Below are 20,517 nucleotides of genomic sequence, written 5' to 3'. Positions count from 1 at the left end.
CGAGGTCGACGAGGTCGACGGTGGACTGTTCGTTCTCGGCAAACGTGTCGACGATCTCGTTGCGTTCCAGGTCGGCCGTCGCGAGCGCTCCACCCGCCGCCACGGTTACCAGCACCACCACCGCAGCGGTCGCCGTCACGACGCGACGCGGGAACGCTCGCGAGCTCCGGTTCGCGCGCTTGAGCATCGTGCGCCACGACCCGGTTCGCACCGGGGTCTCGACGAACCGATACGAGATCTCGGTGATCGCGAACGTGATCGCCATCGCGACGATGAACTCGCGGACGTTGAGTTTGTTCCCCGCCAGCTCACGGATCGCCTGATACACCGGCCAGTGGTACAGATACAGCCCGTACGAACGCAGCCCGATCCATTTCAGGACCGGATTGCCGAGAACACCGTTCGCGCGGGCGCCGGAATGGCTCACGGCGGCGATGACCACCACCGTCAACACAGACGCCCCGAACATTCCGCCGCGGAACAACCGTGGATCGGCGACCCCGGCCGGGGTGACGAGGTAGAGGTTCCAACACATCCACCCGAGGCCGACGAGTCCGAGCAGCCCGACGACGTCGAACGTGCGGCCCTTGTTGCGCAACGGGCCACGAATGACCGCGAACGGCCGCCAGACCATCGCGAACGCGGCGCCGAGCAGGATCCCCGACATCCGCGAGAAGGTTCCGATGTAGGCGAAGTCGAGCTTCGAGATCGGGTGGTTTCCAATGAACCAGTAGGCGTCCGGGGTCGTCTCGGGGGTTCCGATCACGCCCGGGTGGTACAGCGACGCCGTGACGATCGCGATCGCGACGGCGGCCACGAAGAGCCACCGGCTGACATCGGCCACGCTGCGCGTCCCCTTCCGGCCGAGCAGCACCACCATGACCAGCGGCCAGATGACGTAGAACTGCTCCTCGACGGCCAGGCTCCACAGGTGCCGGAGCGGCGCGAAGTCGAACGCCGCCGTGTAGCCGAGCCCGACGAACAGTTGGTACCAGTTCGAGACGTAGAGCAATCCGGCGATCACATCGCCACGCAGTTGCCCCAGCGCCTCGGGCTGGAACAGCGCGGTGTAGATCGTGACCAGCAGCATCATCAGGTACAGCGCCGGGAGCAGTCGCTTCGCCCGGCGCTTCCAGAAGTCGACGAGCGACACCTGATACGAGCGTTCGCGCTCGGCGATGATCAGCAGGGTGATCAGGTATCCGGAGATCACGAAGAACATCTCGACGCCGAGGAAGCCGCCGGGGAGCCATGACGAGTTGGCGTGATACACCATCACCGCGATCACGGCGAGGGCGCGCATCCCGTCGAGACCCGGGAGGTACGGGACGCGACTGATCTGTGCAGAGTCCTCCCGCACGGTGACGTCGGGAGACGTCGGCGGAGCGTACGTCGTCATGTCGGCCCAAGTATCGCCAGTGGCGCTGCCCGATTCGTGTCACCCTGCGAAGAGGACATCGATCACGCGCGACACCGAACCGGCATCACCCGGGTGTCAGGACGAGAGCGCCCCGGCGATGAGATCGGCGTAGTACCGCTTGCCCGCCGGCTTGAGGTGGAAGCCGTCCGCTTCGAAGCAGTCGCCCGTACAGCCCGTCGTGAGGCCGTTCCAGTCGAGGACCGACACATTGTCGTTCGCTGCAGCTGCCGCGAAGATCAGCTCGTTGTTGCCGGCGGTGTAGTCGCGATCGACGTCGTTGGTGAGCAACACGACCTTCGGAACCGTGGCGACGGCAGCCATCATCCGGTCCATGTTGGTCTGGCCGATCGGGCCGTTCGTTCCGAGATGGATGACCAACTCGTCGGGCAACCGACCTTGTGCACCGAGTTGCTCGATCGTGTCGAGCCCGTTCACCCACGCCCGGCTCTCGATCGCGTCGACGGTGAATCCGATCTCGCCGAGCTGGGGGGCGGCTCCGAGCATCACCGAGTCGCCGACGGACAGGCGGTTCGCCCCGGGCCGTGCCGTGGCGGGAGGTGCCGTGGTGCCCGGGGCTGTCGAGTCGGGGGCGGCCGTCGGTTCGGTCTCGACAGCGTCACCCTCCGCGGTCGTCACGGGGACATCCTGCGCGGCCGGGTCGGACACCGCGGTGAGGTCGTCCTCGGCAGTCGCGGTCGAGTCGGCAACCGGAGCGATCGGGTTGCCGTCCGCGTCCACGTCGTCGACGCCGTCGCAGTCGAAGTCGACGAGCACGTCACACGTACTCGCCTTGGCTTCCTCGAGGTTGAGCGCGAGGTCGTTCTGCTTCAGTTCGGCTGTCGCCATGCTGCCGATCGCGAACACGCCGAGCAGGGCAGCGACGGCGGTGGCAGCGAAGGCGCGCTTGCGCTGCACGTCGGTCAGCGGATTCCGCGACGTGATGCCTGCACGACGCTGCTTCCACAGTTCGCCGAGCTTGCCCTGACGGATCGGGGTCTCGATGTAGCGGTACGACAGCTCGGTGATGATGCACGTGGCGACCAGCGCGAGGACGAACTCGTGGAGCCTGAGCTTGTTGGCCGCGATGTTGCGGATGATCTGATAGATCGGCCAGTGGTAGAGGTAGAGGCCGTACGAACGGGTTCCGATCCACACCAGCACGGGAAGTGAGAGGATCTTGCCGGTGTTCGCGCCCGAGTGGGTGACGGCTGCGATCACCGCAAGCGTCGCGAGGGCGGTCACGAACAGGCCGCCCTGGAAGAGGAATCCGACTCCCTGGTCGGGCTGGAAGGCCACGAACCAGGTCATCACTCCGAGCACGATGATTCCGACGAGCGCGACGAGGTCGAACAAGCCGGGCTTGTTGCGCAGCGGACCACGCATCACGGCCGCCGGACGCCAGATCATCGCGAAGCCGGCTCCGAGCAGGAGGCCCCCGGCCCGAGAGAACGTCGACAGGTAGAGACCGTCGGGCTTGGAGATCGACCGACCGAAGATGTTCCAGTACGCATCAGGCGTGAACTCGGGGTTCTGCTGCGGGCCGCCGTAGCTGACGAGGGCGACGATCACGGTGATCGCCACCGCCGCCAGGAACAGCCACCGGGCGATGCCGGCGATCCGTCGGCTGCCGACCCGGAGGAAGGCAAACATCACGAGCGGCCACACGAGATAGAACTGTTCCTCGACCGCGAGGCTCCACAGGTGGCGCAGCGGGGCGAAGTCGTTGCCCGCGCTGTAGCCGGCCCCGATCCAGATCTGGTAGAAGTTCGAGCCGTAGAAGGTGCCGGCGATCACGTCGCCGCGCAGCTTGCCGAGCTGGTCCCGCTCGAACAGCGCCACGTACACCGTGAGCAGCAGCATCATGACGAACAGTGCAGGGAGGAGCCTTCGGAATCGGCGAATCCAGAACTGCTTCAGGTCGACCTCGCCGCTGCGCTCGTGTTCGGCGATGAGCAGCAGGGTGATCAGGTAGCCCGAGATCACGAAGAAGACCTCGACCCCGAGATAGCCACCCGGGAGCCAGTTGCTGTTGGCGTGGTACACCATCACCGCGAGCACCGCGAGGGCGCGGATGCCGTCGAGGCCCGGGAGGTACGGCAGTTGGCTGATCGGCTTGTTTCCGCGTCCGTCCCGGGTGAGTGGGCGCGTCGGTGCCATCGCTCGCGCTGTGGCAGAGGTGTCTGCGGGATCCGCTGTCGAGGTCACCGCGTCCCAGTATCGCCGGTCCGGGCCTGGATCGTTGATCATCTCGACATCGATCTGCGTGACGTGCGTTGCTCCGGACGGGCCGTCAGTGGCGGAAGTGGCGCTGCCCGGTGAAGACCATCGCGATGCCGTGCTCGTCCGCGGCGGCGATCACCTCGTCGTCACGCACGGACCCACCGGGTTGGACGACCACGGCGATACCGGCTGCGGCGGCGGCGTCGAGACCGTCGCGGAACGGGAAGAAGGCGTCGCTCGCACACGCGCCACCGTGGGCACGACCGTCGGAGCGGTCGGCCGCGATGCGCGCCGAGTCGAGTCGGTTCTGCTGGCCGGCACCGATCCCGAACGCCTGCCCGTCCTTCGCGTACACGATCGCGTTGCTGCTCACGGCAGCACACACGGTCCAGGCGAACTCGAGGTCACGCCACTGCTCGTCGGTCGGCTGGGTCGTCGTCACGACCCGCCAGGCGTCGCTGCGCCCGCTCACGTCGTCGGGTTGTTGGACGAGGAGGCCGCCATCGACCGGCCGCATGTCGAACGGCAGTGGGGACGGCGCACCGGCGCTCATCACGCGCAGGTTCTTCTTCGCGGTGAGGATCTCGAGCGCGTCCGGTTCGAAGTCGGGCGCGATCACCACCTCGGTGAACACCTTCGAGAGCGGTTCGGCCATCTCGGCGGTCACCGTCCGGTTCGCCGCCACGATGCCCCCGAACGCGCTGACCGGGTCGCATGCGTTCGCCGCCACGTAGGCGGATCCGATGTCGTCGCCGACCGCCACGCCACACGGGTTCGCGTGCTTGACCACGACGACCGCCGGAGCGTCGAAGCGCTGGACGAGACGCCATGCGGCCTCGGTGTCGAACACGTTGAGGTAGCTGAGTTCCTTGCCGCCGTGCTGGGTCATCGAATCCCACCAACTCGTCGCGCCGACCTGGCGATAGCGCGCTCCCTCCTGGTGCGGGTTCTCGCCGTAGCGCAGCGGCTGAGCCCGTTCGAGCGACAGGTGGATCGATGCAGGCAGGATCTCGTCGTCCTCGACCGTCTCGTCGGACTCGTCGAGCCAGGTCACGATGGCGGCGTCGTACTCGGCGGTGTGAGCGAAGGCTGCGCGGGCCAACCGACGGCGGGTCGCATCACCCAGCGCCCCGTCGGCTCGGATCTCCGCGACCACGTCGTCGTAGTCGGCCGGATCGACCACCACGCCGACGAACTTGTGATTCTTTGCCGCAGCCCGGACCATCGCCGGTCCACCGATGTCGATCAGTTCGATGCTCGGGTCGGAGGCGAACGGATACAGATTGCCGACCACGAGATCGATCGGGGTGATGTCGTACGCGTCCATGTCGGCGCGATGTTCGGCATCGGTCGGGTCGGCCAAGATGCCCCCGTGCACCTTCGGGTGCAGGGTGACGACGCGGTGGCCGAGAATCGCGGGGACCCCGGTCCACTCGACGACGTCGGTGACCTCGACTCCGGCCTCGGCGATCGCCTTGGCCGTGCCACCGGACGACACGAGCGACCAGCCGAGTTCCGAGAGGGAACGAGCGAGGTCCACGACCCCGGTCTTGTCGTACACGGACAGCAATGCGGTGGGCACGCCCCGACCGTATCGGGTCGCACCGACTCGCCATGCCCCTTCCCCCACCCCTCGCCCCACCCCCGCCCGTCCCACCGTTCGCGTGAGGAGTTTGCGTCCGTCGAGCGCAAACTCCGCACGCAATCGCCGGAAGGCGGCATCGAGCAGGATCGAGAACGGGAGATACGATTTTTCCTTCGGCCACGCGCCCGCATCGGACCACACCGTCCCCGAACCATCACCGTTCTGGAGGGGCCCCAATGCACTACTTCTCAGCCGCGTTGCGTACCGCGATCGCCGCCCATCACGGCATCGTCACTCGACGGGAGATGGTCGATGACGGGATGTCGCTCCACGAGTTGCGCCACCTCGTTCGCATCGGAGCAATCACACGATGTCACGACGGCGTGTACCGCGTGACGACGTCGCCCGAGACGTTCGAGTCCCGGTGTGTCGCCGCCTGCAGCGCCGACCCGTCGATCGTGATCACCGGCACCGCTGCCGGCTGGCTCTGGGGTTTCCGGCACGTGCGCACTCCGACGATGCCGATCGTGTTGTCCGAGCACGACCGACACCCCCTCGCAACCGGGGTCCTCGTGCGCAGGACCAACCTGATGCGGCCGCACCATCGGGTCGACCGAGCCGACGGCATCGTGATCGCCAGCCCACCCCGGACCTGGTTCGATTGCGCTCGGGATCTCGGCGACGACACATTCGAGGCGCTGACCGAGTGGGTGATCGACCGGCACGCGTCGACCGCCACGATCTGGCACACGTTTCGCGAACTCGAGGCCCGCGGTCGACCGGGGGTCGCGCGGGTGCGGCGCGTGCTGTCGCAGCGATCAGCGTGGCAGAAGCCCGCGGGTTCGAAGCTCGAACTCCGGGTCCTCAACGCACTGCGCGCCGCCGGCGTTCCGGAGCTTGTCCGCCAGCACCGACTCCGGCTCCCGAACGGGATCGTGATCCACCCGGATGGTGCCGATCCGACCATCCGCTGGGCGGTCGAGGTGGATCACGTCACGTGGCACGGCGGTCGGCTCGACGCGCAGCGGGACAAATCGCGAGATCGCGGGCTGCGCCGGATCGGGTGGCAGGTCGAACGGGTGACCGATCAGGAGCTGCGCACATCATTCGCCGCCGTGATCGCCGAACTGGTCGATCTCCACCGGATCCGAACCCTCGACCTCGCCGCCTGACCGCCCCCACCGGCGAACGCGTGCGGAGTCTGCGCCCGAGTAGCACAAACTCCTCACGCGTTCGGCGAGGGTGGGGTGAGGGGCTGTCGGGGTCAGAGGGCGGCGACGATGTCGGCCATCAGTTCGCCGGCTTCGGTCGGGTTGAGGCCGACCTTCACGCCCGCGGCACCGAGTGCGTCCATCTTGCCCTGGGCCGTGCCCTTGCCGCCCGAGACGATCGCTCCGGCGTGGCCCATCTTCTTGCCGGCCGGAGCCGTGACGCCCGCGACGTACGCAGACATCGGCTTCGACACGTTGGCGCTGATGAACTCGGCTGCTTCTTCCTCGGCCGAGCCACCGATCTCACCGATCATCATGATCGCGTGGGTCTCCGGGTCTGCCTCGAACTCGCGCAGGCAGTCGATGAAGTTGGTTCCGGGGACGGGGTCGCCACCGATGCCGACACAGGTCGACACGCCGATGCCCTTCTGCTTCAGTTCGTACAGCGCCTGGTACGTGAGCGTGCCGGAGCGGCTGACGATGCCGACGTTCGGGCCGTCCGCGGTCGGCTCCTGTGCGATCTCACCGGCGGTGATGCCGATGTTGCACTTGCCGGGGCTGATGATGCCGGGGCAGTTGGGGCCGAGCAGGCGCGTGTTCGGGAACTCGCGGAGCAGTCGGTTGAAGGTGGTCGCCTCGTCCTGCGCCGGGATGCCCTCGGTGATGCAGACGACGAAGCCGATGCCCGCTTCGGCGGCTTCGAGGATCGCGCCGGACGCGAACTTCGGCGGGACCGCGGCGAACGATGCGTTGGCGCCGGTCGCGGCGACGGCGTCGGCGACCGAATCGAAGATCGGGATGCCATCGACGTCCTGGCCACCCTTGCCCGGGGTCACGCCGCCGACGATCTGCGTTCCGTAATCGCGGTTGCGGAGGCCGTGGTACTTGCCCTGCCCGCCGGTGAGTCCCTGCACCAGGACCTTGGTGTTCTCATTGACGAAAATTGCCATGTCTCGAGTTCCTTCGTGCGATCAGTTGGCGAGTGCGACGGCGGCGCGAGCGGCGTCGAGCATCGTGGGTTCGGAGCGGAGCTTGTCAGCGGGGATCCCGGCATCGAGCAGGATCTGGCGACCCTCCTCGGCGTTGGTGCCGTCGAGACGGATGACGATCGGCGCCTTCAGGTCGACCCGGCCCATGGCCTCGACGATGCCCTTCGCGACCTCTTCGCCGCGGGTGATCCCACCGAAGATGTTGATGAAGATCGACTTCACGTTCTCGTCGAAGTTGATCACTTCGAGCGCTCCCGCCATCACGTCGGCATTCGCTCCGCCGCCGATGTCGAGGAAGTTCGCTGCCGAGCCACCGACCTGGTTGACGACGTCGAGCGTCGACATGGCGAGACCGGCACCGTTGGCGATGATCCCGACCGTGCCGTCGAGGCCGATGTACTGGAGGTCCTTCTCGGCCGCCATCTTCTCGCGTTCGTCCATCTCGGTCAGACCCTTGAAGTCCTCCCACTCGGGATGGCGGAACTCGGCATTTCCGTCGAGGGTGACCTTCGCGTCGAGCGCGTGCACCTCGCCGGTCGGCTTGAGGATCAGCGGGTTGATCTCCGCCAGGTCGCAGTCACCCTCGGTGTAGCAGCGATACAGCTTGACGATGATGTCAGCGGCACCGTCGAGTGCGCGCTCGGGCAGCTTCGCGTCGACACATGCCTGCCGCGCCGCTGCCTCGTCGAGCCCGTCGACCGGGTCGATGTGCAGCTTGATGATCGCGTCGGGGTTCTCCTCGGCGACCACTTCGATCTCGACGCCACCCTCGCGGGAGAGCATCATCAGGTGCTTCTTCTCGCTGCGGTCGAGGGTGAAACTGACGTAGTACTCCTCGTCGATGTCGGATGCCCGCTCGACCCACACGCGCTTGACGACGTGGCCCTTGATGTCCATGCCGAGGATGTTTCCGGCGTGCTCGCGCACGGCGGCCTCGTCGTCGGCGAGCTTGATTCCGCCGGCCTTGCCGCGTCCACCGACCTGTACCTGCGCCTTGACGACGACCGGGTATCCGGCGTTGTTCGCCTCCCGCACGGCTTCGTCGACCGTGTCGGCCGGGCCACCCGGACTCACCGGGATGTCGTAGCGGGCGAAGTACTGCTTGCCCTGGTATTCGAAGAGATCCACGTCAGATCACTGCTTTCTCTGTTGGGTCGGTGTGGTGAAAATGTTCGTCGGCGCGTGGCACCAACGCGCATTTCGGTGGGTGGTCAGGCGTTCTCTCGTTCGTCGAGTGCCGTCTCGAGCCATTCGCCGATCGCACGCAGCGATGAGCCGGGCCCGAAGATCTCGGCGACGCCCTGGTCCTTGAGGATGTCGACGTCGCCGTCGGGGATCACGCCGCCGCCGAAGATCATCACGTCGTCGAGATCACGCGATTTGAGTTCGGCCATCACCCGCGGGAAGAGCGTCAGGTGCGCGCCCGACAGCAGCGACAGCCCGACTCCGTCGGCGTCCTCCTGCAACACGGTCTCCGCAATCTGCTCGGGAGTCTGATGCAGCCCGGTGTAGATGACCTCGAAGCCGTGGTCACGCAACGCTCGGGTGATCGTCTTCGCCCCGCGATCGTGGCCGTCCAGGCCGGGCTTCGCGACGACGATTCGGTAGGGGCGTTCCACGAATCTCAGACCTTACGCAACGATTCGGTCATTCCACCAACCGTCACGTGGAACACCACCATGACGGGTCGCTCCGGAGGCAAGTCGCACGGTGGTTGACAGAATGGCTCGGTGGTCTCCATCCCGAAGACGTCCGAGCTGCGCTCCCCCACCGCTCGCGCCGTGGTCCCCGTGCTCGGCGGTGTGTTGTTCTTCGTGGTCCTCGGCCTCGTGACGTACGGCATCGCCGCGTTCTTGTCGAACGGTTCGACCGAGACGACCGACAATCTCGCTCCCCCACGCCTGGAGCTCGGCTCGGTCGCCGGGCGAGCGAACGACGTCGCCGAGGACGGCCCGTTGTTGTTCGCCGAACTGTCGACGATCACGGGAGAACGTTCCCTCGTCGTCGATCACGAAGGTGATGACCCCGCGGAGGGCTGGCGCCTCTACTACGCCTTCCCTCCGGATCGGCCGGACTGCCCCGTCGAGCAGGTGCGCGGAACGGCGACCTTCATCGACTGCGACGGCAACGAGTTGGACGTGACCGAACTGTCGCCTCCGACCGAGGACGTCCGACCCGTGGTCGAAGGGTCCGAGACCCTCTACCTCGATCTGCGCGCCTTCTCGAGCCCGGCGACGGGCTGATCCGGTGGCCGACGCCGACCTCTGATCAGGCGTCGGCGAGCGCGTCGACGAGGCGGGTGGCGAATTCTTCGCTGTGTTGATCGAGCTTGCTCCGGCTCATCGCCAAGCCGCCGATCACGTACGCACCGGTGTCGCCCACGGCCCGCGTGAGACGGTCGAGCGACGACCCCGGCGACAGGGCGAACGTGCAGAACGCTGCCGCCTTCTTTCCGGACAGCGCCGGCAGATTCGAGATGTTGTTGACAGCCCACGGAGCCTGGCCGAACACGAACGCCCCGTGCACCCAGGTGCCGACGAGGATCAAATCCGCCTCCTGGATCGACGTCAGGTCCGGCTCACGCACCTTGGAGAGCCCGGTGATGCTCCACCGCTCCTGTGCGAGGAGATCAGCGGTCTTCTCCGCTGCCCGCCATGTGTTACCCGTCAAGCTCTCGACCAGAATTGCTGCCTTCACCCCCGTAGTTTGCCACGGAGCGAGGCGTGCGATGGATTCCGCGGCACCGTTCAGCCGAAGGTGCGGCGGATCCATTCGGTCAACACCGGATCGACGATCGTCAGCGTGGTGCCCTCGCGACGCAGGTATCCGCGGTCGACGAGCAACGCGCGCGCATGTTGGGCCCCACCGCTCGAGAGTCCGAGCGAGTCGGCGTACCCCCCGAAGATCGCTTCGTTCTTCGCCACCACCCGAAGCACCAGCTGTTCGCCGGTGGGAAACGAGGAGAACAGGCGCTCGAGCCCAGCCGACGCGGCACGCACCACGTCGTCCAGCGCGAGCGTGACGTCGTCATCGGTCGCCGTGTCTCCCGGCGCAACCCGCGACCAGACGGCGTCCGCCAACTCCATGACGCGATGCGGATGTCCCCCGGTGACGTAGGCGATCGCCGCGGAGACCGATCCCGCCGAGCGGCCGGTCGACTCGAACCCGCTGCGGACGATCCGGTCGACGGACGCGGCGTCGAACGGGCGAGCCTCGACGAGGTCCGCCTGCGCGTAGAACGGTTCGGCGCGATCGGTGAACAGCATCTGCATCGTCGACGGCTCCGATCCGGCGAACAACAGGCCGATCTCCTGGAAGTGGTGTTGGAGCGCGGTGCGGAGAAGAGCGGCGGCACCGTCCACGCCGACGATGCCGGAGAACTCGTCGATGACGAGCACGATCGGCTCGGACGTCGACGCCTTGACGAGGATGTCGAGCTGCGATTGGACGATCAGAATCGGATCCGGTCGCTGTTGTGCGGGCTTGCGAAGCTCGACCGACAACATCCCGAGCGGGAGACTCAGCCGCGCGGCCAACTCGTTCACGGACGGCGAGCCGACCCCACCGATCGGCGCGAGCGCACGGTCGAGGCGACCCGCCAGATCGGACCATGACGCGAGCTCGTACAGGTCCAGCCACACCGACGTCACCGAGTCGGAGAGACGGTCGACGACGGCGCGCAGCGCGGTCGTCTTGCCGTGTCGACGCGGACCGAGCAGCGCCGTGACGCGTCGCTCGCTGACGCGCCGCACGAGGTCGTCGATCAGGTCGCTCTGCGGCCCGGATTGTCCCGGTTCCAGTGGACCGTGGTGCGGAAATGGCGAGAGCTCCATCGAACGAGGATACTCCAGGGGGAGCACTATCCGCTATTTTACAGCGTCTTCTCCCGCTGTTCCAGAGCGACTCACTCGGGGTCCGCGTCCCGTCGCCTGGTCGTCAACTGCACCCCGTTCGACACGAGCAACAGCGTGAACGCGGCGGCCGGGACCCACAGTTGACGCACGAGACAGAGGATCAACAGGCCCGACAGGACGACGATCAGCACGATGTTGACCCGCACGAGGCGCCGCGCCGGGGTGAGCCCACTCATGAGATCTTCTTCAACGGCGCCCAGGCCAACGAGAGATGCTTGAGGCCGACGCCACCCGAGAAGTTGATGACCGCCTCGGTCTTGTCGCCTTCGCCGTCGACGGCGATGATCGTTCCGGCGCCGAACGCCGGGTGCTCCACCTGGTCGCCGACGCTCAAGCCGAGTTCCTGGCTGTTGGCGGGCTCGGTGACCTTCTGGCCGGCACGGATCGCCGCGTCGACCACACGATCGCGATGGCGTTCCTGCTCCTGCTTGATGTCGGCGTTGATGTCGATGCCTCCGCTCTCGTCGCCGCGCTGCGCCCGACGGTACGGCGGCGGATCGAAGCGATACGCGGAGCCCGGCTGGGAGCGGTAGCTCTGACGGCCGTACGACGATCGGCCCGACACGTTGCCCTTCGACTCGATCAGCTCGGCCGGGATCTCGTCGAAGAATCGTGACGGCGGGTTGTACTGAGTCGACCCGAACAGCTGCCGACTCCACGCGTGCGACATGTACAGGCGCTGCATCGCACGCGTGATCCCGACGTAGGCCAGTCGCCGCTCCTCCTCCATCTGGGCGGGTTCGGTCAACGCCCGGACGTGCGGGAACACCCCCTCCTCGACTCCGGCGAGGAAGACGATCGGATACTCGAGCCCCTTCGCCGAGTGCAGCGTCATGAGCACGACATGATCATCGTCGTCGAGTTGGTCGGTGTCGGCGACGAGCGCGACCTGCTCCATGAACTCGTCGATGATCGTGAACTCACGAGCCGAGCCGACGAGCTCACCGAGATTCTCGATGCGCGTGTGGGCCTCGATCGTGTCCTCGGCCTCGAGTTCGGCGAGATAGCCGGAACCGTCGAGCGCGAGCTGCAGCACGTCACCGGGTCCGTAGGAGCTGTCGGCCGCCGTCGCGTTGAGGCCGTCCAGCAGCTCGACGAACTGTCCGATCCCGCGCAACGCCTTTCCCGAAACGCCCGCTTCCTCGCAGCGACGGAGCGCGTCCACGAACGCGATGCCTTCGGTGCGCGCGAACGCGTCGAGTTTGTGCACGCTCGCGTCGCCAATCCCGCGTTTGGGCGTGTTCAGGACCCGCTTGAGCGACACCTCGTCGGTCGGGTTCACGACGGTGCGCAGGTACGCCATCGCGTCCTTCACCTCGCGCCGGTCGTAGAAGCGGGTGCCACCGACCACTTTGTACGGCACGCCGACGCGCATGAACGCCTCTTCGAGCACGCGGCTCTGGGCGTTGGTCCGATAGAGCACCGCCATGTCGCGCCACGCGGTGCCCTGATTCTCGTTGGTATGTCGCGCTGTCGAGGCGATGAACGTGGCCTCGTCGCCCTCGTCCTCGGCGTGATAGCGGGTGATCGTGTCCCCACTGCCCAGATCGGTCCACAGCGCCTTGGGTTTGCGTTCGGTGTTGTTGTCGATGACGGCGTTCGCGGCATCGAGGATCGTCTGGGTGCTCCGGTAGTTCTGGTCGAGCACGACGGTCGTGACGTCGGGGAACGCCTCTTCGAAGTCCAAGATGTTGCGCAGATCGGCCCCGCGCCAGCCGTAGACGCCCTGGTCGCTGTCGCCGACGACGGTGACCGAACGGTGGCCTCCGGCGAGCATCAGGACGATCTCGTTCTGCGCCTGATTGGTGTCCTGATACTCGTCGACGAGGATGTGGGTGAAGCGGGTGCGGTAGTGCTCGAGGATGTTCCCGTGCTCGCGGAACAGCTTGACGACGTTGATCAGGAGATCGTCGAAGTCCATCGCCCCCGCCTTGAGCAGACGCGCCTGGTACTCGGCGTACACCTCGGCGTGCTTGCGATCGAAGATGTTCTCGGCCTCGTCGGCCATCCGCTCGGGGCTGACCAGTTCGTTCTTCTTCAGCGAGATGATCCCCTGCACCCCGCGTGGCGTGAACCGTTTCGCATCGAGACCGAGGTCCCGGATCACGTACGAGACGAGACGGTTGGAGTCGGCGGAGTCGTAGATCGAGAACTGTCGGGGGTAGCCGATCGCCTCGCCGTTGGCACGCAGGATCCGCACACACGCGGAGTGGAACGTCGACACCCACATCGTCTTGACCACGGGGCCGACGAGTTCGTGGACCCGCTCGCGCATCTCCGCGGCGGCCTTGTTCGTGAACGTGATCGCGAGGATCTTCGACGGATGCACACCCTCGTGGATCAGATGGGCGATCCGGTGGGTGAGGACGCGGGTCTTGCCCGAACCGGCGCCGGCCACGACGAGGAGCGGGCCGTCGGTGTGGACGACGGCGTCGAGTTGATCCGGGTTGAGTCCCTGGGTGAACGGTGACGGGCCACCGGTCGCCCGTGGTGCGGCCGCTGCGGACTCCGCTGCTCCCTGGTCGAGTTCGTCGCTGGTGGGTGGCGGGGCCGCCGCCGACTCGGCCGGATGGGGGACATCGGCGAACAACTGCTCATCGGTCATGACGAGCCCACTCTAGGGACGGGGTGCCTCACCCGGCCGGAGCGGTCGATGGAGCGGGCAGGCGGAGCACGGCGAAGTGGTATTCCCAGTCGTCCGGCCCCGCATCCCACACTTCCCAGCGTTCGATCGCACCGTGAGCTGCGAGCAACTCACGATTGCCGGCCGCGGAGCGCAGACTGAACACTCGCCGCGCCCCGGACAGGTCGGGTTCACCGATGATGTCCCGGTCCGGGCCGCCCCACAGTCCGATCGCGAGCGGCGCCCCCGGCCGCAACGGGCGCACGATTTCCGACATCGCCCGTGCGACCCGTTCGCCCGGAACGTGCATCAACGTGCTCATCGACCAACCCGCGTCGAACGATCCCGAACGGAACGGAAGGTCGAACAGCGATGCCGCGAGCACCCGATGGCCCTTTCGGTCGGCGAGCACCCCGTTGGCGACCGCCAGATCGATCCCGACGTACGCGACATCGGCTTCGGCGAAGACGGCTGCGTCGGTGGCCGGACCGGCACCGAGGTCGAGCAGCGACGACCGCTGCTCGTGCAGGAGCAGCGACACGAACGCCGACGCCGCGTCCACCCGAGGACCTGTCGCGGGACCGCGCGATCCAGCGATCGCCTCGTGTTCGTAGAACTCGCGGAGTTCGCGGACGATGGCCTCGGCCATCGAGGATCAGGTGCCGCCGTCGCCGGCGTCGTCATCCCCGCTGTCGACCACACTGTCGACCCCACCGTCGACATCGGCATCGGGTGACGGCTCGAGGCCGCACTGGTCGGCCCCGTACTGTTCGAGCGTCTCGGCTGCCTCGATCACGTCGGAACGCCCGAAGACCTCGAGCAGCACCGTGAACGACTCCGGGTCGTCCTCGTCGAGGTCGGCCACCTCCGAGAACGCATCGGACATCACTTGAAGATCGTCGCTTACCTCGTCCGGGGCATCCTCGACCAACTGGTCGAATTGCTCGACCGCGACGGCGGTGTCGTCGGCAGGGGTCTCGATGAACGTGCGCAGCTGATCACAGAATGCCTCGGTACTCGAATCATCGCCGGCGCCATCGCTCCCGGAGCCGCAGGCCGTGAGGGCGACGATCACCGCCCCCGTGGCCGTCATCCGTCGAATCGTTTGCCGCGTGGTTCTGCCCATCGGCTCGAAGCTAGACGAGCGGACCGGCGATCGGTCGCGAATTCCGTCAACGTTCGTCCCGATCACGCCGAATCGTGGTCACTCGGCGAGTTCGGCCAGTTCGAGCCACTCGGCTTCGAGCGAATCGAGCTTCTGCTGCGCATCGGCAAGAACGGTTCCGCGTTCGGCGAGCGCCGTGTGGTCGGTCATCGCAGCGAGTTCTGCCTGGAGGTCGTCGACGCGCTTCTGCGCCTTGACCATCGACTGCTCGGTCTCCCTCAGGCGGCGGCCGATCGTCGACGGGCTCGGACCGGAGCGCGATGCCTTCGGCTTCCCGCGGGTGCTCGCCGTCCGTGTGGGCGATGAACTCGTCGGCGCACCCGTTCGCCCCGCCTGCGCGGCGCGTTCGGCCAGCCACCCACCGACCCCGCCGGGGACGCGACGCATCGACCCACCCGGCTCGATCGCGAGCACGTGATCGGCGACACGATCGAGGAAGGAGCGATCGTGGCTGGCCACGACGAGCGCACCCGGCCAGTCGTCGAGGTAGTCCTCGAGGGAACGCAGGGTGTCGAGGTCGAGATCGTTCGTCGGTTCGTCGAGGATCAACAGGTTCGGCTGGCGGGCGAGCACCATCACCAGCTGGAGGCGACGCTTCTCGCCACCGGACAGCATCCGTACCGGGGCGTACTGCGCAGTGGAGTCGAACCAGAACTTCTCGAGCAACGCCTTGTCCTCGTGGTCCGGCTCGCGGAGCGGGCCCGCGACCGTCCTGCGCACGGTGAGTTCGGGATCGAGCGACGACGAGTGCTGGTCGGCGTACCCGACGACGACGGTCGTGCCGACCTTCACCGTGCCGAGCGCGGCGGCGCGCCGCCCAGCGATGATGTCGAGCAACGTGGTCTTGCCCGACCCGTTCGGACCGACGACCGCCAATCGTGCCCCCGGTTCGATCACGAGATCGACGCCGCGAAAGATCGTGACCGGATCGCCGTCGGTCTCGAACCGCTGGCCGACGTCGAGCAGTTCGACCACCTGACTCCCCAACCGGGTCGTTCCGGCACCGAGTTCGAGATCGTTCGCGCGCACGCCGAGATCGCGTGGCCCGCCGGAGACGATCTCGGTGGCCGTGCGCAGGCGGGCCTTCGGCTTCGACGTCCGCGCCGGGGCGCCGCGTCGGAGCCATGCGAGTTCCTTGCGAGCGAGGATCTTGCGCGTCGACTCCTCCTGGGCCTCGCGCTCGACGCGCTCGGCACGGGCGTCGAGGTACGTCGAATAGGCACTCGAACCGGCGGCAGCCTGATGGATGAACGCCCGGCCGTGATCCAGTTCGACGACCTTGCTCGGCCCGACCTGCGTCGTCAACCGGTCGAGCGCATGCCGATCGTGGGTGACGAGCACGAGCGCCGCCGACATGGAGACGAGTCGCGACTCGAGCCACTCGATCGCCTCGAGGTCGAGATGGTTGGTCGGCTCGTCGAGCACGATCATGTCGTGCGCGTTCTCGGCGTCACCGGTGCCGGCGTTGTCGACGAGCACCTTGGCCAACGCGACGCGCTTCGCCTGCCCACCCGAGAGTTCGTCGGTCTGCCGGTCGAACAACGGCTGAACGCCGAGCGAGGTCGCCACTGCGGCGATCTCCCACCCGTCGCCGAGGTACTCCGCGACCGTTCCGGGCGGGAGGACCGGGTCCTGTTCGAGCATGGTGATGCGCGCCCCGCGGCCGAAACGCACCTGGCCGCGGTCGGGTTGGAGGGCCCCGGTCAGGATCCGCAGCAAGGTCGTCTTGCCCGATCCGTTGACGCCGACGACGGCGACCCGATCGCCGCGTGTCACAGTGACATCGAGATCCTCGAAGAGCACCTTGTCGGGCTGTTCCAGTCGCACACCGGACACGTCCACACAGATCACGCCGACACGCTACGGCGAGTCCACCGTCGTCGGAATGACACGACCGACCGACAACCGTTGGCTACGTTCATTCGACGTGATGGTCTGGCGTGACGAACTGACGACCGTCGCTGCCGTGGCGGTCGGTGGAGCGATCGGAGCAAGCGGGCGCTGGGCGGCCGGAACGCAACTCGCTCCGGTCGACGCCGACGGCTTTCCCTGGAACACGTTCGTCGTCAACGTGGTCGGCTGCTTCCTGATCGGACTCGCCTCGACGAGGATCCCCCGCCCATCGCTCGGCTGGGCGTTCGTCGCGACCGGCGTGCTCGGCGGATTCACCACCATGTCGTCGTTCGCCGTGGAGTTGAACGACCTCGCTGATGCGAGCGCGACCCGCACGATGATCGTCTACCTCGTCGCCACCCTGGCCGCCGGCTACGGCGCCCTGCTCCTCGCCCAGGTTCCGCGCGGCCCGGTGGATGACATTGCCGAGGGCCCCGAGGTGATCGGATGATGGCGGACCGATGACGCCCGTGCTGTTCGTCCTCGCTGCGGCCGGGGGCGCCGTCGGTCGCCACGTCGTCGGACGGTTCTTCTGTTCGTGGCAAGCCCTCCTGATCGTCAACACCGCCGGCGCAGCCGTGCTCGGGTGGTTCGTCACGCGGGATGTCTCGGCCGCCGCGTCGACGATCATCGGGGTTGGCTTCTGCGGAGCGCTCACCACGTTCTCGTCATTCGCGCTGGAATCACGCGAGCTCGGCTGGAGGTGGGGCACGGTCTACGTGGTCGCGACGCTGGTGTGCGTCACCGGAGCGGCAAGCATCGCCACGACGCTCTGAGTGTCGGCCTGATGGCCGTCGTTCAGGCGGCGTCACCGGGCCAGCGGAAGACGGCGTACTCCGTCGGCCACTCCGGCTCGTGGACGTCGAGGAACTCGGCGACCTCATCGGCGCGATCGTCATCCAGGCACAACCGCCGCAGCGTCGACGGAACGCGACGTGCCGGGTCGGACGCGTGGCGGGACAACGGCGGTCGTGGCATCTCCCACCGCTCCGCGTCGATCCCCATCTCGGTGAGGACCGCCGCGAAGTCGTCGGCGGTGGGTCCATCGGGACGTTCCAGCTGCCAGAACCGTCGCCAGGCATTGTTCCAGGCGGTCATCGGGTGGCGGGTCGGGATGACCAGCACGACCGCGAGCCGTGCCCGACCGGTGAGCGCGCCGACGAACGGTTCGATGTCGGCGACGTTGTACGCCACGTGGTGACACGTCACGACGTCGGCGATCGGGGCATCGAACACGACCTCGGGCCACACGCCCTCGATCGTCATCGATCGGGCACCCGCGACCGACGCCGCGGCCGTGAACGCAGCGAGCATCGCCGGGTCCTGATCGACACCGATCACGCGCTCCGCCGGCGGGACGAGCGACATCGCGGCACGCCCACCGCCGCAACCGATGTCGAGCACCGACCCACCGGTCTCGGGCAACACCGCCCGGGCGACCTCGGCCGAGAGCACCGCCCGGTCGAGCGTGTCGTCGACTTCGAAGGTGGCGACGGCGTGCGCGTACGGCGACTGCGGTGCCCGATCCAGGAGGTGTTCCGGAATCGCCCACGCGGCGAGCTGATCAGCCCACCGCGCGGCCGCCGTGAGCCCGACGGGCTCCGATTCAGTCAGCGAGAATCCTGACCGGGAGCTCACGCGGGCCACGGATCTGGCCGACCGACCAGCGGGTGTCGCCGGCCAGTTCGAAGTTCGGGAAACGTGCCACGAACTCCTGGATCGCCACCTTCAACTCCAGTCGGGCGAGGTTCGATCCGAGGCAGCGGTGGATTCCGAGACCGAACGCCGCGTGGCGGTTCACCTCGCGGTCGATGATGAACGTGTCGGCATCCTCGAACTGCTTCGGATCGCGGTTCGCCGCCGGGAACGGCAGCAACACCCAGTCGTCCTTCTTCATCGGGCAGCCGTGGAAATCGTGGTCCTCGGCGACCATGCGCGCCATCGTGACCGGTGCGTAGGCCCGGAGGAACTCCTCGACGGCGAAGGTCATCACCTCGGGGTCGTCGGTCAGCCGCTGACGGTCCTCGGGAGTCTGCGCCAGGTGCCACAGCGATGATCCGATCGCCGACCACGTCGTGTCGATCCCTGCGATCAACAGCAGGATGATCGACCCTCCGACGTGATCGTCCGACAGCTTGTTGCCGTCCATCTCGACGTTCATCAGGTAGCTCGTGAGGTCGTCGCGCGGGTTCTCGCGGTGGTCCTCGATCTGAGCCGCGATGTACTTGCCGAGATCGTCGATCCCGCCGCGGGTACCGGGCTCCTGGTTGACCGTCTCGAGCGCCTCGTGGACGAACTCGCGGAACAACTCCTCGTCCTCCTGCGGGAAGCCGAGCATGCGGCCGATCACGTTCACCGGGATGTGCTGCGCGTACTGCACGGCGGCATCCACGACGGACTCACCGGGGACGATGTCGCCCATGTCGTCGAGCAGACGACGGCACAGCGAGCGGACCTCGTCCTCCCATGGCTCGATCTGCTTGGGCGCGAACGGAGGCAGGAGCAGCCGTCGGGCCATCCCGTGGAAGGGCGGATCACTCGAGATCGGCGGGACACCACCGATCGGGGCCGGCATCGCGAGGTCTCCGGGACGACCCACTCCGACGACCACGGCACGGCTCGTGAAGTGGTCGGTGTCGTAGGCGATCTCGTGGACCGTGTCGTTCGTGATCGGGACCCACATGCCGCCGTAGCGGTCGGAGTGTGCGACGGGACAACCGGAATCGCGCAGTTCCTTCCACACCTCGGGGGCATTCGGGTTGTACGCCGGATCGGCGTGGTCGAAGTCGGTCGCAAAGTCCTCGACGGGGCCGTAGTCGTCGGGGTTGTAGGGCACCCGCTGCCAGACGTCGGTGCCTTCCGGCGAGTCGCCGAAGATCGTGTCGCGATCGGCGAACCTCCCGGTCTCGGGCTCGGGGGCGGACTCGTTCACGGTGTCGGGATCGATGATGTCGGTCATTTTTGTGTCTCCAGCGGTTTCGAGGGGTGGCGTCAGTCGGTCAGCGAGATCGCGTATTCGGGGCAGTTCGCCGCAGCGAGGCGTGCCTTCTCGTGCAGGTCGGCGGGAACCTCGCCATCGACGAGCAGCACGGCCTGGCCGTAGTCGTCGACGTCGAACAACTCGGGCGCGAGCGCGTAGCAACGATTGTGTCCCTGACACTTCTCGGCATCGAGGTGGATCTGCATCTGTACTCCCTGACTTGGACACGCGAGGTGCCGTTTGGTGGTCGCTGCGGTCGTCGCCAGACTCATCGTCGTGTCCGGCCTCGTCCAACAGTATTCGAACAGTGTTCCAATCTTGCTACTTCCGCCGTCAGAAGGCAAGGCGTCCGGGGGAAGTTCGCGTCGATGGGACCCCGAATCGGGCACATTCTCGGTGTTGGCATCGCACCGCGCCGACGTGGCCGACGCGCTCGCGGCCCGCCACGGAGGCGACGAGAAGCTGCTGGGAGTCCGCGGCGACCACCTCGCGCGGGCGCTCTCGGCGAACTCCGAGC

20 protein-coding genes are annotated in these 20,517 nt (G+C 67.1%); 4 read left to right on the top strand and 16 right to left on the bottom strand.

Annotated features, from left to right (window positions below):
- The 3 genes from WBV89_RS02105 to purH all read right to left on the bottom strand — a co-directional run.
- Positions 1 to 1,399: acyltransferase family protein (locus WBV89_RS02105; protein ID WP_423979689.1), on the bottom strand; the 1,399-nt coding region annotated here is incomplete at its 3' end.
- A 96-nt stretch (positions 1,400 to 1,495) separates the two neighbouring features.
- Positions 1,496 to 3,667, bottom strand: a complete 2,172-nt coding sequence (locus tag WBV89_RS02100) for an acyltransferase family protein (protein ID WP_423979688.1) — start codon at positions 3,665 to 3,667, stop codon at positions 1,496 to 1,498.
- 43 nt (positions 3,668 to 3,710) lie between these two features.
- Positions 3,711 to 5,222: a bifunctional phosphoribosylaminoimidazolecarboxamide formyltransferase/IMP cyclohydrolase gene (gene purH, locus WBV89_RS02095; RefSeq protein ID WP_423979687.1), complete on the bottom strand. Its 1,512-nt coding sequence runs from the start codon at positions 5,220 to 5,222 to the stop codon at positions 3,711 to 3,713.
- A 239-nt stretch (positions 5,223 to 5,461) separates the two neighbouring features.
- On the opposite strand from purH, the gene WBV89_RS02090 reads away from it, so the two are divergent.
- Entirely contained in the window at positions 5,462 to 6,397 is a 936-nt protein-coding gene (locus tag WBV89_RS02090; protein ID WP_423979686.1) for a hypothetical protein, read from the top strand.
- 92 nt (positions 6,398 to 6,489) lie between these two features.
- Here WBV89_RS02090 and sucD read toward each other — a convergent pair whose 3' ends face one another.
- From sucD to WBV89_RS02075, 3 genes are all read right to left on the bottom strand, one after another.
- The gene (gene sucD, locus WBV89_RS02085) at positions 6,490 to 7,386 is read right to left on the bottom strand and encodes a succinate--CoA ligase subunit alpha (protein ID WP_423979685.1); all 897 of its coding nucleotides are present in this window, start codon (positions 7,384 to 7,386) and stop codon (positions 6,490 to 6,492) included.
- 21 nt (positions 7,387 to 7,407) lie between these two features.
- Entirely contained in the window at positions 7,408 to 8,553 is a 1,146-nt protein-coding gene (gene sucC, locus WBV89_RS02080) for an ADP-forming succinate--CoA ligase subunit beta (protein ID WP_423979684.1), read from the bottom strand.
- An 83-nt stretch (positions 8,554 to 8,636) separates the two neighbouring features.
- Positions 8,637 to 9,044, bottom strand: a complete 408-nt coding sequence (locus WBV89_RS02075) for a cobalamin B12-binding domain-containing protein (protein WP_423979683.1) — start codon at positions 9,042 to 9,044, stop codon at positions 8,637 to 8,639.
- A gap of 111 nt (positions 9,045 to 9,155) precedes the next feature.
- Between WBV89_RS02075 and WBV89_RS02070 the strand changes: the two genes are divergently transcribed.
- The gene (locus tag WBV89_RS02070; RefSeq protein WP_423979682.1) at positions 9,156 to 9,668 is read left to right on the top strand and encodes a hypothetical protein; all 513 of its coding nucleotides are present in this window, start codon (positions 9,156 to 9,158) and stop codon (positions 9,666 to 9,668) included.
- Between the two features lie 25 nt (positions 9,669 to 9,693).
- On the opposite strand, the gene WBV89_RS02065 is transcribed toward WBV89_RS02070, so the two are convergent.
- The 7 genes from WBV89_RS02065 to WBV89_RS02035 all read right to left on the bottom strand — a co-directional run bounded on the left by WBV89_RS02065 (position 9,694) and on the right by WBV89_RS02035 (position 16,978).
- Positions 9,694 to 10,122 (bottom strand): flavodoxin family protein, encoded by a 429-nt coding sequence (locus WBV89_RS02065; protein ID WP_423979681.1) that lies wholly within the window; start codon positions 10,120 to 10,122, stop codon positions 9,694 to 9,696.
- A gap of 50 nt (positions 10,123 to 10,172) precedes the next feature.
- A complete protein-coding gene (locus WBV89_RS02060) occupies positions 10,173 to 11,258 on the bottom strand; it encodes an AAA family ATPase (protein ID WP_423979680.1) in 1,086 nt (361 codons plus the stop codon).
- A gap of 71 nt (positions 11,259 to 11,329) precedes the next feature.
- A complete protein-coding gene (locus tag WBV89_RS02055; RefSeq protein WP_423979679.1) occupies positions 11,330 to 11,515 on the bottom strand; it encodes a hypothetical protein in 186 nt (61 codons plus the stop codon).
- Positions 11,512 to 13,944: a DNA helicase PcrA gene (gene pcrA / locus WBV89_RS02050; RefSeq protein WP_423979678.1), complete on the bottom strand. Its 2,433-nt coding sequence runs from the start codon at positions 13,942 to 13,944 to the stop codon at positions 11,512 to 11,514. Before pcrA ends, WBV89_RS02055 begins: the two co-directional genes overlap by 4 nt.
- Before the next feature lie 28 nt (positions 13,945 to 13,972).
- Positions 13,973 to 14,611, bottom strand: a complete 639-nt coding sequence (locus WBV89_RS02045) for a class I SAM-dependent methyltransferase (RefSeq protein ID WP_423979677.1) — start codon at positions 14,609 to 14,611, stop codon at positions 13,973 to 13,975.
- Positions 14,612 to 14,617: 6 nt separating this feature from the next.
- A complete protein-coding gene (locus WBV89_RS02040; protein WP_423979676.1) occupies positions 14,618 to 15,055 on the bottom strand; it encodes a hypothetical protein in 438 nt (145 codons plus the stop codon).
- Positions 15,056 to 15,166: 111 nt separating this feature from the next.
- Entirely contained in the window at positions 15,167 to 16,978 is a 1,812-nt protein-coding gene (locus tag WBV89_RS02035) for an ABC-F family ATP-binding cassette domain-containing protein (protein ID WP_423979675.1), read from the bottom strand.
- A gap of 34 nt (positions 16,979 to 17,012) precedes the next feature.
- On the opposite strand from WBV89_RS02035, the gene WBV89_RS02030 reads away from it, so the two are divergent.
- Both WBV89_RS02030 and WBV89_RS02025 read left to right on the top strand, forming a co-directional pair.
- Entirely contained in the window at positions 17,013 to 17,471 is a 459-nt protein-coding gene (locus tag WBV89_RS02030) for a fluoride efflux transporter FluC (protein WP_423979674.1), read from the top strand.
- 10 nt (positions 17,472 to 17,481) lie between these two features.
- Entirely contained in the window at positions 17,482 to 17,796 is a 315-nt protein-coding gene (locus tag WBV89_RS02025; RefSeq protein ID WP_423979673.1) for a fluoride efflux transporter FluC, read from the top strand.
- A gap of 22 nt (positions 17,797 to 17,818) precedes the next feature.
- On the opposite strand, the gene WBV89_RS02020 is transcribed toward WBV89_RS02025, so the two are convergent.
- The 3 genes from WBV89_RS02020 to WBV89_RS02010 are packed head-to-tail and all read right to left on the bottom strand — an operon-like array spanning position 17,819 to position 20,206.
- A complete protein-coding gene (locus WBV89_RS02020; RefSeq protein WP_423979672.1) occupies positions 17,819 to 18,658 on the bottom strand; it encodes a class I SAM-dependent methyltransferase in 840 nt (279 codons plus the stop codon).
- Positions 18,627 to 19,979 (bottom strand): cytochrome P450, encoded by a 1,353-nt coding sequence (locus tag WBV89_RS02015; protein ID WP_423979671.1) that lies wholly within the window; start codon positions 19,977 to 19,979, stop codon positions 18,627 to 18,629. The genes WBV89_RS02020 and WBV89_RS02015 overlap by 32 nt, the downstream gene beginning before the upstream one ends.
- A gap of 32 nt (positions 19,980 to 20,011) precedes the next feature.
- Complete coding sequence (locus WBV89_RS02010) at positions 20,012 to 20,206, bottom strand: ferredoxin (protein ID WP_423979670.1); 195 nt, start codon at positions 20,204 to 20,206, stop codon at positions 20,012 to 20,014.
- Positions 20,207 to 20,517: the final 311 nt, after the last annotated feature.

The sequence above is a fragment of the Ilumatobacter sp. genome (assembly GCF_049588435.1).
Classification (GTDB): Bacteria; Actinomycetota; Acidimicrobiia; order Acidimicrobiales; family Ilumatobacteraceae; genus Ilumatobacter_A.
Note: the sequence above shows the minus strand (reverse complement) of the source record. Positions and strands in the feature narration are given on the sequence as shown.